11 protein-coding genes are annotated in these 17,508 nt (G+C 62.9%); 3 read left to right on the plus strand and 8 right to left on the minus strand.

What is annotated here, in order from left to right:
* Window positions 1-10: 10 nt before the first annotated feature.
* The 3 genes from DJ563_RS05890 to nrfB are packed head-to-tail and all read right to left on the minus strand — an operon-like array spanning window position 11 to window position 6,023.
* Entirely contained in the window at window positions 11-850 is an 840-nt protein-coding gene (locus DJ563_RS05890; protein WP_434519018.1) for a DUF4434 family protein, read from the minus strand.
* Entirely contained in the window at window positions 850-3,852 is a 3,003-nt protein-coding gene (locus DJ563_RS05895; protein ID WP_434519019.1) for a phage receptor, read from the minus strand. Before DJ563_RS05895 ends, DJ563_RS05890 begins: the two co-directional genes overlap by 1 nt.
* Window positions 3,849-6,023: a cyclic di-3',5'-guanylate-activated glycosyltransferase NrfB gene (gene nrfB, locus DJ563_RS05900; protein WP_434519020.1), complete on the minus strand. Its 2,175-nt coding sequence runs from the start codon at window positions 6,021-6,023 to the stop codon at window positions 3,849-3,851. The genes DJ563_RS05895 and nrfB overlap by 4 nt, the downstream gene beginning before the upstream one ends.
* Window positions 6,024-6,251: 228 nt before the next feature.
* On the opposite strand from nrfB, the gene DJ563_RS05905 reads away from it, so the two are divergent.
* Entirely contained in the window at window positions 6,252-6,683 is a 432-nt protein-coding gene (locus DJ563_RS05905; RefSeq protein ID WP_274097980.1) for a PACE efflux transporter, read from the plus strand.
* Window positions 6,684-6,864: 181 nt separating this feature from the next.
* Entirely contained in the window at window positions 6,865-8,427 is a 1,563-nt protein-coding gene (gene ilvA, locus DJ563_RS05910) for a threonine ammonia-lyase, biosynthetic (protein WP_274097981.1), read from the plus strand.
* A gap of 48 nt (window positions 8,428-8,475) precedes the next feature.
* On the opposite strand, the gene DJ563_RS05915 is transcribed toward ilvA, so the two are convergent.
* From DJ563_RS05915 to DJ563_RS05935, 5 genes are all read right to left on the minus strand, one after another.
* Entirely contained in the window at window positions 8,476-9,657 is a 1,182-nt protein-coding gene (locus DJ563_RS05915) for a hypothetical protein (protein ID WP_434519021.1), read from the minus strand.
* Between the two features lie 80 nt (window positions 9,658-9,737).
* Window positions 9,738-10,205 carry a VOC family protein gene (locus DJ563_RS05920; RefSeq protein WP_434519022.1) on the minus strand — a complete coding sequence of 156 codons (468 nt, stop codon included), beginning with the start codon at window positions 10,203-10,205 and terminating at the stop codon, window positions 9,738-9,740.
* A gap of 130 nt (window positions 10,206-10,335) precedes the next feature.
* Window positions 10,336-11,955: an NADP-dependent glyceraldehyde-3-phosphate dehydrogenase gene (locus DJ563_RS05925; protein ID WP_434519023.1), complete on the minus strand. Its 1,620-nt coding sequence runs from the start codon at window positions 11,953-11,955 to the stop codon at window positions 10,336-10,338.
* Window positions 11,956-12,170: 215 nt separating this feature from the next.
* Window positions 12,171-15,785, minus strand: a complete 3,615-nt coding sequence (locus tag DJ563_RS05930; protein WP_434519698.1) for a dermonecrotic toxin domain-containing protein — start codon at window positions 15,783-15,785, stop codon at window positions 12,171-12,173.
* On the minus strand, window positions 15,677-16,006 hold the full coding sequence (locus DJ563_RS05935; RefSeq protein ID WP_434519024.1) for a hypothetical protein: 330 nt from the start codon (window positions 16,004-16,006) through the stop codon (window positions 15,677-15,679). Before DJ563_RS05935 ends, DJ563_RS05930 begins: the two co-directional genes overlap by 109 nt.
* Before the next feature lie 332 nt (window positions 16,007-16,338).
* Between DJ563_RS05935 and DJ563_RS05940 the strand changes: the two genes are divergently transcribed.
* A complete protein-coding gene (locus DJ563_RS05940; RefSeq protein ID WP_274097986.1) occupies window positions 16,339-17,493 on the plus strand; it encodes a hypothetical protein in 1,155 nt (384 codons plus the stop codon).
* The last annotated feature ends 15 nt before the right edge of the window (window positions 17,494-17,508 follow it).

Here is a 17,508-nt window from a genome sequence, read left to right on the forward strand (position 1 = left end):
GCAGACAGTTTCAATTCAGCGGCAAGACACCTCTGGCCCACGGCCGGTAGCGCAAGTCGAACACGGCTTCGGCATGGCAACCCGTGCCCCGTTTCGGCTCTGCCGGCTGCGCCTTGAACACCTCCCCCGGCGCACTCATCTGGCGAAACGCTTCACGCACCACGCCCACCCGGCACGGCAGGGCCTGTTCATAGCGGTCACGCACCAGCGCTGGCAGCCTTCCAGTACCGGCCCCGTCCTGCCACCAGACAGTCAAGCCCAAACTAGCCAGTTGATCCAGCCATGCGCCGTTGACCCGCGGTGCCAGCTTGCCCACGCTGAAAGCACTGATATGCAAGGGCTTGTCCAATTGCCGGTTGAATGCCTGCAATTGGCGGTACAGCGCTTCGCGCCTGCTCGACTCGCGAAAGTGCAGGTCGTCCAGCTCCATGGGCAAGTACCAGCCGTCCACCGCCAGCTGCCAGCCATCACGCAATTGTGTGTACTGGCCCAGCGAACGCCCCAGTTGGGCTTTCCAGTAACTGCTCAGGCCCTCGCCATCCAGTTGCTCCAGGCGCTGGTAATAGGTCGGGTCCATGTACAGCCCCACTACCAGCTCAAGCCCTTGGGCGCGAGCTTCGCGCAGGCTGTTGGCCAGCCAGCCCTTGGCCCCGCCAAAGTCGCTGTCGCCGTAGGTACTCCACTGCACGATCAGGGTTTTGCCGCCCTGCGCCGCAGTGGCGCGCCACAGCTTTTGCCACTGGGCCGGGGTGACCCTCGCATCGCGGTTGAGTGGCTGGTAGAACAGGCGTTGGTCTGCCGCAGCAGGCAGGCACAAGGTTAGCAGGCAGATTGCCAGGAGCGTGCGCATCAGAAGGTCATCTCCGCACCGAGCAGCACGCCATTGGCGCGCTCGTAAAGGTTGCCGCCCAGCGATTGCTGGTACTCGGCACGCACTTTCAGCGAGCCGCGATAAGCGTTGTAGCGGTCGTCATCGAACCACCACTGCCAGCGCAGGCCGACCCCGGCACGGGCATCTTGGCGCCAATCATTGCTCGGGTCCTGGCTGGATAATTCGACAAAGCCATAGGGCATGAGGGTTTGCGGCGAATTACCCGGCAGCTTCCAGGTATGGCCCTGCTGGTAGCGCGATAACCAGGCGTGATCGCCAGCGCGGGTCCACCAGGCGGCGTCGAGGTACAGGAAACGCTCGTTCCAGTGGTCTTGGTCGATGCGCCAGTCATTGCGCCAGTCACCCTGGTCGAGGAATGAGGCCGTGGCGCGCAACAACAGGTCGTTGCTCGACTCGGCGTGGTGGCGCAGGTCGCCCCAGTTGCCGCCTACCTTGGCCGGGCTGAGCAGCTCGCCAAGGCTCAGGCCGCTGTAATGCTCGGTGTCGATCTGCCGTTGGTGGTAAAGCTCGGCATACAGGTTGAGGTTGGCCTGGCCCAGCGGCTTTAAGCGCAGGCCAACACCTGTGCCCATGCTTTGTGCATAGTCGGTGCGGCTCTGGCCGCCGAACAGCACGCGACCGTAGACCGAGACGGTGCTGCCGTTGCGGCTAGGTTCCTCGCCCAGGGCGTGGTCCCACATCGCCAGCTGGACGTTCTGTGACTGTGCGCGCCGTGAGCTGCCGCTGCGCAGGCCGTTGTCAAGGAACTTGTCGTTGGTCGAGGTACCGGCTGGCGACCAGGTACTGGCCAGGGTGATGGTGTCGCGCCGCGAAAGGCTCTCGTGGGCACGGCGCTGGCGGTACTTGCGGGCTTCGAGGCTGCCGTACTCGTCGTCGCCGTCGACCAGTTGCTGCTCCACGTCGATGACCCGGCGCAGCTCGCGGCGCGCGGCGGCGCTGTTTTCGACTTCGTCGTAGCGCAAAGCCAGGGTTTCGCCCAGGCGAAAGTCCTCCGGGAAGTCGCGCGCGGCACGCTCCAGGTAGGGTATCGATTGGCGGCGCTCGGCGTTGTCCTGCGAGCCGGCCAGGCGCATGCCGTAATCGGCGCGGTAACGAGGTTGGTCCGGGGCCAGGCGTACGGCTTCGGCAAGCCACGCTGTGCTCTGGGCGCTGTCGCCGGCCAGTTGCGCGGTGCTGGAGGCTGCGTAGTAGTGATCGGCGCGTGGCGAATGGGCCAAGGCCTGGCGCTGAAAGCCCAGGGCTGCCTGAGTATCGCCTTGGCGCTGGGCGATGGCGGCGCCCAGGGCCCAGTCATCGGCGCGGGTGTGTGCAGCGGCGTCCCAGTAGGCACGTGCGGCTTTCGCATCGCCTGCATTCAGCGCGCCACGGGCGGCCGTCAGGCGTGCATTATCGGTCCAGGCAGGGTCCGGCAGGCTGCGCCAGATCGGTAGCGCGGCTTCGGAGTCGCCAGCAGCCTCCAGCGCATAGGCCAGGGGCAAGCGATTGCCGCTGTCGCCCAACTGTTCGGCAGCCTGGTAATAGACCACGGCCTCGCCGGGTTGGTCGGGCATGGCGCAGCGGCCAAGGGCACGGTATTGGCCGGCCTCGCGTGGCTCACCAGGAATCGACTGGCGCACCGCGTCGCACTGGCCGGCTTCGGCGAGGCGGCCGAGCAGTTGGGCGCGGGTGTTGGCGTCGACCCTGGGGATCAGGGCACGCATGCGGCGGCTGTCCAGTGGCCCGTCGTTGCGTGCGTAGAGGTTGCCCAGGCGTTGCAGCAGGGAAGGGCTGAGGCGACCCTGACGGCGGTCGAAGGCCTGCTCCAGCAACTGCCGGGCGCGCCCGCTCTGGCCTTGCTGCAACAGCAGGAACGTGGCTTGCTCAAGCGCGGCCAGCTCGCCGCTCTGGCGGTAGCGGCGTTCCCACTCGGCGGCGGTACGGGGTTGCGGCGGCTGTGGCGGGTCGCCGTACAGACGCTGCTGGAGCACGGCATAGGCTCGCGGATCGGTGCTGGCCGTACAACCCTTGAGCTGTTCGCGGGCCAGGTCGGGGTCGTGCCGCGACAGCCAGTCGACCGTCTCCAGGCACGGGCGCTGCAGTTCGTTGCTCAGGCGGCGCAGCAGGTGCGCGTCATCACCTTCGCGGGCCAGCGCCCACAGCTGCTGGCGCTGCTCGGGTTGTTGCAATTGCTCGGTCGGCAGTGACTGCAACCAGCGCTGGGCCTGCTGGTTGTGGCCGACGGCGATGGCGCGGTTGGCCATGGCCAGGCGGGCTTTGTTGGCCACGGCCACAGTCGGCGCGCTGAGCAACAGTTTTTTCAGGCCTTGTTCGTCGACCTGCTGGATATAGGCGTTGGCCAGGCGCTGCCAGTCCTGGGCAGCCAACTGGCCCGCTTCGGCCAACGGTTGCAGTTGTTCGATGGTTTCTTTCCAGTTGCGCAACTGTTCGGCGAAGTTAGCCCTGACCAGGCGCAGGACCTGGCCGTCCTCGCGCGGCGGCAAGTGGTTGAGCCAGTCCAGGGCCTTGGCTGCGCCACCGAACTTGGCCAGGCTCAGGCTGTAGGCCTGCCACAGGCGTACTCGCTGGTTGCCATCGCTGGCGGCGAGCCAGCTCTCCACCTGGCTGGCGGGGGGCGGGTCCTGCTCGATCCAGGTCAGGCGCAACGCCAGGACAGCATTGGCATACTCCGGGCTGTCGGCAAGCTGATCGGCCAGTGCTTCGGCCTCTTTGTAGCGTCGCTGGTGGGCCAAGGCCTCGACCAGCAGTGCGCGGGCTTCGTCGTTGTTCGGCACCCGCCCCAGCACATGGCGGGTCAGGCGCTCGACCTCGGCCCAGTTGTCGCGCTTGGCCTCGCGGTAACTGCGCTCCATGAACGGGTAGCTGGTGAAGCGCTGGAAGTCGCTCATGGGGGCGGCTGCGCCGGGCAGGGTGGTGGCACACAGCAACAGGCCGGTGAGGGTGAGGGTAAAACGCGGCTTCATGCCACCTCCCGGGTCAGGTCGTAGGCGGCCTGCTGTTCGCTGGCCTGTTCGGCAAGGGCCTGCTGCAGGACGGGCTCGGTGATGATGCCGCGGGCAATCAGGTGCTCGCCGAGGGTCTGTTGCTCGGGGTCGAAATCGATCAGGGCCTGGTTGAACAGGGTAACCGGGACCCTGCCACGCACCTGCAGCAGGGCGCCGAGCATCACCTGATGATGGCTGACTTGCTCCAGCAACTGCGCGTTGTCCTGGTGGCGTTCGAGGACGGCGAGCATGTCGCGGGTTTCGGGCTTCTGCCAGGGGCTCGGGTAGTGGTAGCGCAAGCCGAGGGTGACCCGCCCTTGGGGTGCCAGGCGGCAACTGACCGGGCGTTTCAACTGCCGGCTGATCACCCCCAGCGACACTTGGCTGACCGGGCTTTCGCTGGCCAGGATCAACGTGTCACCGTCCTCCGCCACTGGCAGTACGCCGTAATGGGTGGCCAGCTTGCGCGGCAGTTTGGCGATCAGTTGCGGGTCGAGCTTGAACGGGTTCAGTGGTGCCCAGGGCAGGTCCAGCTGTTCGGCCAGCGTGGCCACCAGTTGTTCGCTGGTTAGCCAGCCGCGCAGCAGCAGTTCACGGCCCAGGCGCCGGCGCACCGGGCTGGTGATTGCCTGTTGCAGTTGCTCGTCGCTGATCAGCCCCTTGGCGACCAGGCGCTGGCCCAGCGGTGTACGTGCAGGTGTGGTAATGGCCGGGAACTCGTGGGTGGTCTTATCCCAGGCGACGCGGCGCGAGTCGCCCATCTCCATGACCTGGCGCAGGGCACGCAGGTTGGCGAAGAAATTGACGAAGTTGCTCCACATCATCCTGGGCGCCGACAGCAAGCCCTCGCCGATGCCGTAGTAGCGGGTGACGAACCAGCCGCGTTGGAACAGGCGGTTGAACAGCATCAAGCCGTTGAGCCAGAGCAGTGTCGACAACAGCCAGCTGTCACTCAAGATCGACATGAAGCGCCAGGACTCCGGCGCAATCACCGCCACCAGCCACATGGCCAGCAGCACCAGCAGCAACAGGTTGACCAGGAAGCTCAGCAAGTAGGCGAACAGCCCGCGGCGGTCGCGCCAGAGGAAGTAGTTGAGCGCGCCTGTGCGGCTCCAGCCCAGGTTGCTGGTGCCCTGGAACACGATACCGACGATCCACCGCGACTTCTGCCGAATGGCATGCTGCCAGTCGCGGGGGAAATGCTCGCGCACGCAGATCACCTGGGAAAACTCGCGGCTCATGCCGGGGCGCCATGCTTGCTTGAGGGTCAGCGCCGGGTCACTGATCGAGTAGCGGGCGAAGATGCACTTCATGCCCTTTTGCTTCAGGCGAAAACCGATGTCGTAGTCTTCGGTGAGGCTCTGCACGTCGAAGGCGATGCCATCGCCCTCTTCGAGCAGCGCGGCGATGGCCCGGCGGCTGAAGCAGGTGCCGACCCCAGCGCTGGGCACCTGGCCGGTCAAGGCTTCGCGCACGATGACGTCCTTGCCGTGGTTTTCGGCGAACTCGTCGACGTAGTGGCCTGCGGTGAAACCCTTCCATTCCGGTGCGTAGGGGTAGACCGGGATCTGGATCATGTCCTTGTTCGGCAGCAGGTAGTTGAACAGGCGCAGTTCCATGGGCGAGATCACATCTTCGGCATCGTGCAGGATGAAGCCGGCGAACTCGATGCGCGCTTCATCCTGGAAGCGCAGCAGCGCGTCGATGATATTGTTCAGGCAGTCGGCTTTGCTGGTGGGGCCGGGGCGGGCGCAGACCACCTTGTGCACGTTGGGGTAGTGCAGGCAAACCGCGTCGACATCCGCCTGGGTCTGTGGGTCGTTGGGGTAGGTGCCAACGAAGATCTGGTAGTTTTCATAGTCGATGGTCGACGCCGCCAGGCGCGCCATTTCACCGACCACACCCACCTCGTTCCAGGCCGGGACCATGATCGCCAGGGGCTTCTCAGGCACTTCGTATAGGCGTTTTTCGTCGGCCTTTTGGTACTTGTCGTAAATGCGGAAGCGGCGGATCAGCTTGCGACCCCAGTAGCACAGGTCGATGAACAGGTCATCCAGCCCGAGCAGGAACATCAGCGAGGCGAGTATGATCGCCAGGATCTTCAGGCCGAACAGCACATAGGTAAGAAAATCGATGAATGCCAGGCTCATGCGTGGTCCTCGTACGGCTCCCTGGACGAAGGTGCATGACGTGTCGCCGCGTGCACGGCATTTATACAAGCAGCCCAATACAGGGTTGTCCAATACGTGCTGGGCAGGCCACGGCGGCGCACAGTGCGGTCGCGCGTTTATTGACGGGTTGGTCAGATATGAATTTCAGCCTTTTTCTTGTGGGCCACATCTTGTAGCTTGGTAGGTCGTTTTTTCAGGGAGCTGAATATGCAAGGCAAGGCACGCAAGATCGTCCAGGCCATCCTCTACGAAGCCATCGCCGTGGCCTGCGTGGCGCCAGCGCTGGAACTGGCGTTTGCTGCCGGTATGGCCCAATCGGCCGTGCTGTCGGTGCTAATGTCGGGCATTGCCATGAGCTGGAACATGGCCTTCAACTGGGCGTTCGAGCGCTGGGAGGCGCGCCAGCAGCAGCGTAAGCGCACCTTCATGCGCCGGGTCTTGCATGCCTTGGGTTTTGAAGGCGGGCTGGTGGTGATTCTGCTGCCGCTGGTGGCGTGGTGGCTGGATGTGAGCCTGTGGGCGGCGTTTCTGACCAACCTGGCGCTGTTCGTGTTCTTCTTCGTCTATGCCTTCGTGTTCCAGTGGGGCTTCGACAAGGTCTTTGATGTGCCGCTTTCGGCGCAGCAGGCAAAGTGTTGACTTGCTGCCATGCGGCGGGATAAGTTCCTACCCCATGAACACATTCCCGCACGTGAACGCCATTATTATTACCGCCATTATCAGTTTGGCGGGCTAGCGCGTACGTGCACCTAACCCGCCCTGGAGGCGGGTTTTTACTCTCTGACTCCTGGGCAACGTGAAAACAGCCAAGGAGTCATCGATGACCAGCTTCAGCGCCAACCTGCGTACCTCGCTCACGCCCCAGCAGCTACTGTCGGAGCAGGTGCGGCGCATTCTCTCTGCGCCCGTCTACGACCTGGCCATCGAAACACCGCTGCAGCCAGCGCCAGCGCTGTCTGCCAGCCTGGGCAACCAGGTGTTGCTCAAGCGTGAAGACCTGCAACCCACGTTCTCGTTCAAGATCCGCGGTGCCTACACGCGGCTGTCGCGTCTGACGGCGGCCCAGCGTGAACGCGGGGTGATCACCGCGTCGGCGGGCAACCACGCCCAAGGCGTCGCCTTGGCAGCTTCGCACCTGGGCCTGAAAGCAACCATCGTCATGCCAACCACCACGCCGTCGCTGAAGGTCGAGGGTGTGCGTTCGCGGGGTGGCCACGTGGTGCAGTACGGTGAGAGTTTCCCCCACGCACTGGCCCATGCCCTGCAGCTGGCCGAGCGTGACGGCGCCACTTTCGTGCCACCCTTCGATGACCCGGACGTGATCGCCGGGCAAGGTACGGTGGCCATGGAGATCCTGCGCCAGCACCCGGGTGACCTGCATGCGATCTTCGTCCCGGTAGGCGGTGGCGGGTTGGTGGCGGGCATTGCCGCCTACGTGAAATACCTGCGGCCCGAGGTCAAGGTGATCGGCGTCGAGCCGGAAGATTCCAACTGCCTGCAGGCTGCGCTGGCCGCAGGCGAACGGGTGATCCTGCCCCAGGTCGGCACGTTTGCCGATGGTGTGGCGGTGGCGCAGGTCGGTGCCCATTGCTTCGAGCTGTGTCGGCACTTCGTCGATGAGGTGGTGACCGTCAACAGCGATGAGCTGTGCGCGGCGATCAAGGACATCTACGACGACACCCGCTCGATCACCGAGCCTTCCGGTGCCCTGGCCGTGGCCGGTATCAAGAAGTATGTGGCCCGCGAGGGTGTGCAGGGGCGGACCCTGGTCGCCATCGACTCCGGCGCCAACGTCAATTTCGACCGCCTGCGGCACGTGGCCGAGCGGGCAGAACTGGGCGAGCAGCGCGAGGCGATCATCGCCGTGACCATCCCTGAGCAACCGGGCAGCTTCCGCGCCTTCTGCCAGGCACTTGGCAAACGCCAGATCACCGAGTTCAACTACCGCTACTACCCGGGCAAGGAAGCGCGTCTGTTTGTCGGGGTGCAGACCCACCCGCTGCACGACCCACGTGAAAAGCTGCTGGCCAGCCTCGCCGAGCAGGGTTACAGCGTACTCGACCTGACCGACAACGAACTGGCCAAGCTGCATGTGCGCCACACCGTGGGCGGGCATGCCGCGCCAGGGGCGGATGAGCGTGTGCTGCGTTTCGAGTTCCCGGAGCGGCCAGGTGCGCTGCTGGGCTTCCTGGAGCGGTTGGGCAAACGTTGGAACATCAGCCTGTTCCATTACCGCAACCATGGCGCCGCAGAAGCGCGGGTATTTGCTGCACTTGAAGTGCCGGCCGATGAGCAGGCGAGGTTGCCGCAGGCACTGGACGAGATGGGTTATCGCTATTGGGACGAGACCGAGAACCCGGCTTACCAGCTGTTTCTTGGTTGATCTGAGCACAACCTCAGGTGTTGGACGCACATCCAACACCTGAGGGCTTCAGCGCTCCCGCATGAAGAAACCAGCCACAAACTTGCGGAAGGTCTCCAGGCTTTTGAAGTCGGCGTAGCGCTTGAAGTTCTCGGCATCCGGCTCGGGGCCGATCGGTTGCTCCAGCAGTGACACGGACAGCACCCGGTCCTGGTCCGATGTCAGTACCAGTTCATCCATCACCTGGCCGCCGATCACCGGCCGGCGCATCTGCACTTTCACGCCCTTGCTGGCCATCCAGTCGATCAGCGACACCAGCGCCTTGAGCGGCTCGCGCTCTTCATCGCGGTACACCGGGAACAGGTGGGAACGCGACAGCACCGGTACGCTGGCCACATGGATCAGTTCATAGAAATGGCTACCGGCGCTGGTGGGCGAATACAGCGCCAATGCCAACAGCGGGCCAGCCGTGCGGTTGCCACCCCAATACAGGTGGTGGCCCTGGAAATCGAACCCCTCGTCACTGCGGTTGTTGAACAGCTTGCGCCCTTTGATCTGGTCGACACAGTCGAGCATCAGGCCATGGCGGCGGTGGTTGCCGAACACCGTGGCCTCGCGCAGCCGGGCCTTGAGCATCATCATGTGCTTCATGTCCAGGCGGGTTTCCAGGTAGTTGCTGGCCGGCACCCGCTCCAGCAGCGGGTAGCGGCTGGCAACGCTGCGCAATTCGGCAAACTGCCCGGTGAGGTCTTTTTTCAGGTGAGTGGCGTAGAGGTTCAGGCCGCTGATCTCGACCCAGGTCAGCAACAGCGACAGCAGCCGTTGCTGTTCGCGCCGGTCATTGCCATCACCGCCGCCGTTGTCTTGGGCCGGGCGAAAGTCACCGATCAGGCGCAACGGTGTATCGGGTGGCAACCACGCAGCGGGTGGGGCAGGGTCGTCTTCGCGCTCTGCGGCTTCACGCTCGTCCTTGGTGAACGGGCAGCCCGGTGCATGCTCGGCAGTACCGGGGTTGTTTTTCAAAAACAGTGTGCCGGTGCTGCCGTTGAGGGTCACGTTGAGCACCGGCAGGGCGTCCTTGCGGCAGTCGCAGGCCAGCCACTGGTTGGCGTTACGCACCTTCATCAGCAACTGGTTGGCCTGCAGCAGTTGTGGGCCGACGAGCGTCCCTGTGCTGAAACCGACCAGCAGTTCTTCTTCGGCGAGTGTGAGGCTGCGCACCTGCGCGGCGGTTTTATCGATGATACGCATTGACGGGCAGCTCCAAGCTACGAGCCCCAAGCTTCAAGCAAAGCGCTTTCACTTTCAACTTGAGGCGCGCAGCCGGCGGCTTAGTTGCCACTGAACAGTTTGGCCGCGCGGGCACGGATTTCTTCCGGGGTGAGGTCCTCTTTGTGCGTGGAGACGAACCACAGGTTGCCGAACGGGTCTTTCAGGGTGCCGCTGCGGTCACCGTAGAACTGGTCCTGCAGCGGCCGTAGCGCAGTGGCGCCTGCTGCTATGGCCTGGGCGTAGACCTGGTCGCAGTTTTCGACGTACAGGTGCAGCCCAATTGCCGCACCATCGACATGCTGGCTGGCGGTAAGCCCGCCCTCCATGTCGCACGGGTCGGCGAGCATCAGTGACGAGTCGCCAATCTTCAGCTCGGCGTGACCGACGCGGCCGTCAGGGCCGTCGAGGCGGAACATTTCGATGGCGCCGAAGGCCTGCTTGTAGAAGTCGATGGCCTTTGCGGCGTCCTTGATGCCCAGGTAAGGGGTGATGCTGTGCTGGCCTTCGGGGATGGGTTTGGCTGACATGGTATGGCCTCCTTTTGCATTGGCAGTGCTGGCCGCTTGCGAGGGCAAGGCCGACACTGATCGCGAAGCTGTATGTTTATACAGCCTGGCGATCAATGCAAATGCCATTTCTCCATTAAGCGCTGGCGGGTTAGAAGATATAGTCGGTGGTCAGGAAGCTCGATTGGCGATTGCGGATGATCTCACTGATCAGCGCTTTGTTGGCTTCCTGGAACTTGGTCGCCACCAGCGTGCGGATCGAGAACACGCGCAAAGCGTCGTGTACCGAGAGCGTACCTTCGGCGCTGTTCTTGCGGCCGTTGAACGGGTAGGTGTCTGGCCCGCGCTGGCACTGGGCGTTGATGTTGATGCGGCCGACCTGGTTGGCAAAGGTATCGACCAGGCTGCCGATGGTCGCCGGGTCGTTGCCGAACAAGCTCAGTTGCTGGCCGTAATCGGAGTCGAGCACGTAGTCGATGACCGTCTGCAGATCGCGGTAGGGCACCACCGGCACCAGCGGCCCGAACTGCTCTTCGTGGTACACGCGCATGTCATGGTTCACCGGGTAAAGCAGGGCGGGGTAGAAGAACGAGCCGCGGCTCTGCCCGCCGCCTTCGTTGATGACGCGGGCGCCCTTGGCCGTGGCATCGGCCACCAGGCCGTCGAGGTAGTCGACCTTGCCCGGTTCCGGCAAAGGCGTCAGCGCCACGCCAGGCTCCCACGGCATGCCCGGCTTGAGCGCGGCCAGCTTGCGCTGGAATTTATCCAGGAAGGCCTCGACCACATCCTCGTGGACGAACAGTATTTTCAGCGCAGTGCAGCGTTGGCCGTTGAATGACAAGGCGCCGGTGACGGCCTCTTCGACCGCGTTGTCCAGGTCGACCTGGGGCAGCACGATGCCGGGGTTCTTGGCATCCAGGCCGAGCGCCGCGCGCAGGCGGTGCGGGCGTGGGTGCAGTTTTTTCAGGTCGCTGGCGGCCTTGTGGGTGCCGATGAAGGCAAACACATCGACCAGGCCGCTGGCCATCAGCGCGCTGACGGTCTCGCGGCCGCGGCCATAGATGACGTTGATCACCCCAGGCGGGAAGCTGTCGCGGAAGGCTTCGAGCAACGGGCGAATCAGCAGCACGCCAAACTTGGCCGGCTTGAACACCACGGTATTGCCCATGATCAGTGCGGGGATCAACGTGGTGAAGGTTTCGTTTAGGGGGTAGTTGTACGGCCCCATGCACAGCGCCACGCCCAGTGGCGCCCGACGGATCTGGCCAAGGGTGCCTTGTTCGAGCTCGAAACGGCTTGAGCGGCGGTCGAGGTCCTTGAGTGCGTTGATGGTGTCGACGATGTAGTCGCAGGTGCGGTCGAACTCCTTTTCCGAGTCCTTGAGGTTCTTGCCGATTTCCCACATCAGCAGTTTGACCACCGCCTGGCGCTGTTCGCGCATGCGTGCAAGGAAGGTTTCGACGTGCTGTATGCGCTCGGCCACGCGCATCGTTGGCCAGGCGCCGCGGCCCTTGTCGTAGGCCTGTACGGCGGCATCCAACGCGGTAAGGGCGGTGTCGGCGTCAAGCAGCGGGGCGCTGCCGAGCACGACCTGCTGCTCGCCGTCGGCCTGCTTCAGCCAGACCGGGCTGCGCACCGTGGCCAGCGGGCCGTCCCAGCGCTTGAGCTGGCCGTTCACCAAGTAGTCGCGTTGTTCCAGGGGGGCTTCCAGGCGCCAGGTGTCGGGGATGTTGTCGGCGGTGGGGAAGAGTGAATCGAGCAGACGGTCCATGGGTACTGCACCTCACATATCTGAGCGGATTGCGTGCCAGGTGAAACGCTTCAGCTTCGAGCATGCACCGGCCGCAGGAAAAACACCAGTCTGGCTCAACATTGCCTGCGCTGCGCCGATACAGCACTTACCAGTGTGTGCGCAGGCTTATGATCCCATCCAGCCCCCGTTTTGCGCGGCTGTCACCTCGGTGACAGACGCGTTTGCCGATCAATTCACAGTGGCAGGTTGAACAGGTTGCAGGGCGGGTGCGTCAACCATTCCTCGCGCAGTACCTGGTCAGCATCGATGGCGGCCAGGCGGCGCCAGAATTCCGCTCGTGCTTGCTGGGGCTGGCTTCGAAAAAAATTGTCGCCGAGCAGCGGTCTGAGGTCGCGACGATACTGCAGCGGAAAACGCTGCCAAAGTGCGACTTGCACAGGCCCGGTTTGCTCGAAGAATTCGTCATAGTCACCCTCACTAACCAGCAGATCGACCTGATGGGCCGTGTTGTAAGCATCAATTTGTGCAAGCACGCCTTCGCCGAGCCAGTCACTTTCCAGGCACAGGGCCTGGGCGGACGGTTCCGGTAGGTTGAAGCCGGCAGGCAATTGCACGAACTGGTTGCCCGACATGTCCAGGACGATAGGTTCGGCGACCCGCTCCAGGCCTGCGGGTAACTCGGTCAGCCCGCAATCATTCAGGAACAGGGTTTTAAGGTGATCAAGCCCATTCAGGTCAGGGGCCTCCAGCAGTGGGTTGCCCGACAGATCCAGGACGACAAGCCTGGAGCACTGATTCAAGGATGCTTGTGCGCGGTAGTCCCAAGTGATGCGGTTGTTGTCCAGGTCGAGCCATGTCAATCGACCAGGGTTGGCCAAACGGGGCAGGGCATTGAAGCGGCAATTGGACAGCAACAAACGCTTCAACCCAGGAAAGCGCTCATGCACCTCTGCGGGTAACTGTCTGAGCGAGGGGTTATTGCTCAGCGACAAGTGCTCCACATGGGTGAAGTCGTCCGGCAAGGCCAGGCTGGCCAAATCCTGGTCTTCGAGATCCAGGCCGGAGAGGTCGAGGCTGTAGATGCGCCCCGCGCCCCCGAGCGAAACCGTCGAGAGGCGCCGCCAGGCATTGACGATAGGGCGGATCGCTCGCTGCCGCTGGTGTGGGCGTTGCGGGTCGGGGCGGGCCCACTCGTGCAGGTCGCGGCGCAAGGTATCCAGGCGTTGCTGCAGGTCGCGCAGTCTTTGTGTAGGGGAGCGAAGGTCATTGTCCTCAGTCTCATCATCTTCTTGCCCGCTTTCAAGCGCATCCTCGATCTCTGAATCGGTGGCATTGGGGTATAGGCGGCGGTAGGCGCCGGCCAGTGAACTCGTTTGGCGCGGGTGCGGTGGTTCGGGGTCAAGCGGGCGCCCCCCACGCAGTTGGCCGGGGAGCGCGCGTCGTATTGCGCGATGCCCCCACAGTCGTTGCGCAAGGGTATCCCTGTTTTCGGTGGCCCAGCTCTGGATGCGCTGGCGTATCGAACCCCCATCTGCTTCGGTGATTGCCAGTGCGCCGCGATAGCCCCGCGGCAGCGCCTGTTCGATTGCGCGGCACAGGTCCTGGTCCCGCGTGGTGGGGGCAGGGCGCTGCCCCAGGTCAGCTTCATAGCCTTCTGTAGACCTGATGACTCGGCAGATGCGCCTGGCCTGGTCACTGCCAACACTGTCGAGCAGCGGGCCTTCGGGGCTACCGGCACGCAGCTCCAGGCGTACATCGCGCGGCCAGTCAGGCCAGTCAGCGAGGGCGCTGAACAGCAGACGTTCGCTTTCGGCACTGGCCCGAGCCGGCACCAGCACGCCTTCCAAGGCACGTACAAGAGGCAGTTCGCTGTGTGTATGTTCAATTTGTTGGCGCAGCCAGGCAGGTAACGTTGCGTCGTGTTCCCAGGCCAGTGCTTCTACAGCGTCCAGTGGCGCCAGCAAGCGCCTGGCCAGTGCGGCCGACAGGCGGGGGTAGGCCTGCAATAACCGAACTGTCGCGGGCTCGATGGGCCCCTCGCCGTTATACAGGCGCGCGAACAAGGCCTCTGGCGCGTCGCCACTCAGTGCTTGCGCCTTGGCTTGCGCGGCCATGCGCTGCAAGGTGTCGAGCAGCAACGCAGGTGCTGGCTGCCCCTCGAGGTGCACGCGGCGCAAGCTGGCTGCATCGGTACCACTGATGCGGCCTGCCAGGGTAAGTTGGTCTGCCGTCAGCGCAGGGTAGTCTTGCCCCAGACGACGTATCAGTACCGCGAACGACCACTGCGATGGCTGTTCATGACAGCCGCGCCAAGCGCCCTGTTCGTTGTGATCCAGCGGCGGTTGCCAAGCGTCTTGCACGTGGGGGTGGACGATACGCCATTGCTGTAACTCATTGTCCAGGCGTTGCTCGTAGAGATGGCCATCCATGCGAATGAAATACCGGCCGTCGAGCAGGTACTGGCCCTGTGCGTTGGCTTGTACTTGCTCCGGTAACGGCTGGGCGCTGCGGTAAGGTGTGAGATCAGGTTGCCAGAGCTTGTAGCAGCCATCGCTGCTGCGCACCTCGTGCAGCTGCTCCAACAGCGGGCTTTTGAACAGCTTCGGCACCACGTGGCCTGCAGTCACCAAGCCAGCGGCAAGTGCCAGATTCAGCCCGGCCGCCTCCAGATGACGCAGTGCCAGATTGCGATCGCCCTGATGCCAGGCTTCATAACCCTCGTACACTTCGCCAAGCAGTTGGCACGCTGTCACAGCCACCATCAGCGTGCCCACGGCAGGGATGAAGAAACCTGCCAGGTTGAGCGCATCCAGGCCAAGGTCTTCCCACGCTTGCAGACGCCTCGCCCGCGCCTTGGCATCGGCTTCAGCCGTCGGCACCGCCAGTTGGCGTGCTTCGCGCTTGAGGCGGTCTACGTGCAGCGCCTGATGGAAACCGAACGGCTCCTCGGTGATGGCTAGCCGCGTGGGGCGCAGGTCTGCATGACTGGCCCGCGACCATGCCTGGTCGTCGGCAGACGTGCCCGAGGCATCAAGGTTTTGGTGCAGCAAGTCGAGAAAGTGTTGATGCTGGCTCTGCTCAATGTAAGCCATGCACATCTGCCGGGTGGCGGGCTCCAGCAACAGGGCCGCCAATGCGTCGTGAACTGCATCAAGATCGGTAAATAGCCGCAGCGCCTCGTGGCCGGGTAGGTAGAGCAGCAGCCCGGCGTGCCCGGCGTCAATCAGCATGACCTCGTGCAGCGTGATACCGAATAACGCCAGTTGCCAGCACGGCAGATTTTCGCCCTGCAACAAAAGGTCGACGTGGTCACGCGTGGCACCGCTCAGTTCATGGCGCAGGTAGGCCAGGTCGGCAGCCAGGCGCAGCCGGTCCTTGTACACGGCCATTGCCTGCTCACGTACCTGGGGCTTGGCGAAATGCTGATCCAGATGGGTCTGGTATTGCGCCCCTAAGTCCAGTGTGCGACACAGCGCGGCGAACGAAGCGGGTGCCAGTGGCAATGGCTCCACCTGGTAGTGCTCCGTGTGCATCGCAAAGTGCGATGCGGGCGTTTGCGCACCGGTAAACGCGATGCCCTGCACCTCGGCGGCTGTTACATGAATATTGGCGCTCAGGGCGATGGCACTCTGGGGCGTGAAGGACTCGTCGTCGGCGAAGTTCTGCAGTGCGGCTTGCAGCAGATTATCGCGTCGATGACTGTAAAGCGTGCGCAGGCCTATCCAATGCCACGTGCTTTCTACCCGAAGCAGCTCAGTGCCACGCAAGGGTGCCGTGCAGTCCTGCTCGGCGAGGCAGGCTTTGAGTCGCGATTCAGCGAATTCGGCAACTTGTTCAAGCCCCCGCAGCGAGCGAGCGTGGCTTGCGAGCGTAACAGGCGCGATTGGCTACGCTGTACAGCCTCGCGAAGATCGGGGGCGGCATTGGCGAACCAGTCCTGGGTGAAATAGGCCGGTACATGGCTTTGTTTCAAACGCTGCCATTGAGAGGCCGCTATTCGATGGGTCCAGGCAGGAAGCTGTTGCTTGAGCAGGTCTTGATGGGGGGCGAGCGTGGAGAGGGCGGGCATGTTGATGCTCCTTTATGAGGAGCCAGCATCAAACGGCAATTGCTAATAACCAGGTGGTAGCCGAGTAGTGCGCTTAACTGAACATACGTCATGGGTTAGCGTCATAAAGTCATCAAGTGCAAACAAGAAATTTGACGTCATAAAATAGGTCGTCATGCTGTCAAAGTGCCGCTTGCCAAAGCGTGGCCTTGCATCTTAAATTGTTACTGAATGTGAGAGTGATGTTTCGTAAGCAATCTTTTATATATCAGCGCGTTGGGTGTGTTTATTACAGTCAACTGTGATCTTTTGCTGATCTGCCCTTGGACAACATCAAAGGATGTCGAACCAGCATGAAAGAGAACTTGGCGGCTGTTGCACGAAAACTCATCTCTCCCTCCACGCGCTACGAGATCAGGTTGCTCTCCAGCAAGATACGAGAAGTGCTTGGGCGAGCCTGTTTTTGGCGGTGGGAGGTCGCGAGGTTCCGGCTGCAGCAGGAAAGCCCCTACGAAATCCTCTACATCGGCCGCAAGCACCAGCGCGAGATGGCCAAGCTGCTGATTGGTGGCAAGGTAGCGGGCAACGCCCCGGTGGCCGCCGGCAGTGCAGAGCCTGAAGCGTCCAACCATGTGGTGCTGGTGAGTGAATTGCCCACCACTGGGGCCTTGTCGGTGCCGCACTACCTGAGCGCCGTGGTACCGCTGGGGCGCCCGCTGGAGGACATTACCGCACGCTATGACAGCGAATTGCGCCGCAGCATTCGCAAGAACCGACCGCTCTACCAGATGAGGCAGACACTGTCGGATGAAGAAATCGCAATGGCCGACAGCCAGCTACTGCGCCCCTATGCCACCGCAAGGCAAGGTATTCATGCCGCGCAGTTCCCCACGGACGATGTGTTTCGCATCGCCAAGCATGTAGGGCGTCTGGACCTGATCACCTTGGGCGACGAAGTCATTGGCTGTCACTTGGGGTGTGAAGTGACGCGCGGGGGCAAACGTTATTGGAGCACGCTGCGTTTTGGTTATAGCGAGGCGGTGTTTTCAGATGCGAAAAAACTGCGGGAAGTGAACTCCATCACCACGTTCATGGCGTTGGAGTGGGCACTGCAACAGGGCTTTGATTATTACGATATCGGCCTGTGCCTGGCGCGGCCGGATGACGGCTTGCTGAAATGGAAGAGAAGGCGCGGCGGCGATATCGATTCGTTGGGCAACCATGCCTACCTGTTCGTCAGGCTACCCAAGACCGGCACGGCGAAGTTTCTTTGGGAAACCCCGATGTTCGCTGTCGAAGGCGACAAATTGACCCTGCACCTGGGCTTGCCAGACGGGCCAAGCGAGGAGGAGGTCGCCAGCCGATATCACGAAATGGTGTTTGGCGGGCTGCACAAGATCTACCTCTATGGCACCACCGGTTCGGGGGAGTCCTTTATTGAAACCTTGCGCACGCGGTACGCCAACTTACAGTCGCCGCCGACGATGGAAAGGGTCACATCCAACTGATTCAAAGGGCCAGTG

The sequence above is a fragment of the Pseudomonas sp. NFX1 genome, from assembly GCF_051123555.1.
GTDB classification, from domain to species: domain Bacteria; phylum Pseudomonadota; class Gammaproteobacteria; order Pseudomonadales; family Pseudomonadaceae; genus Aquipseudomonas; species Aquipseudomonas capeferrum.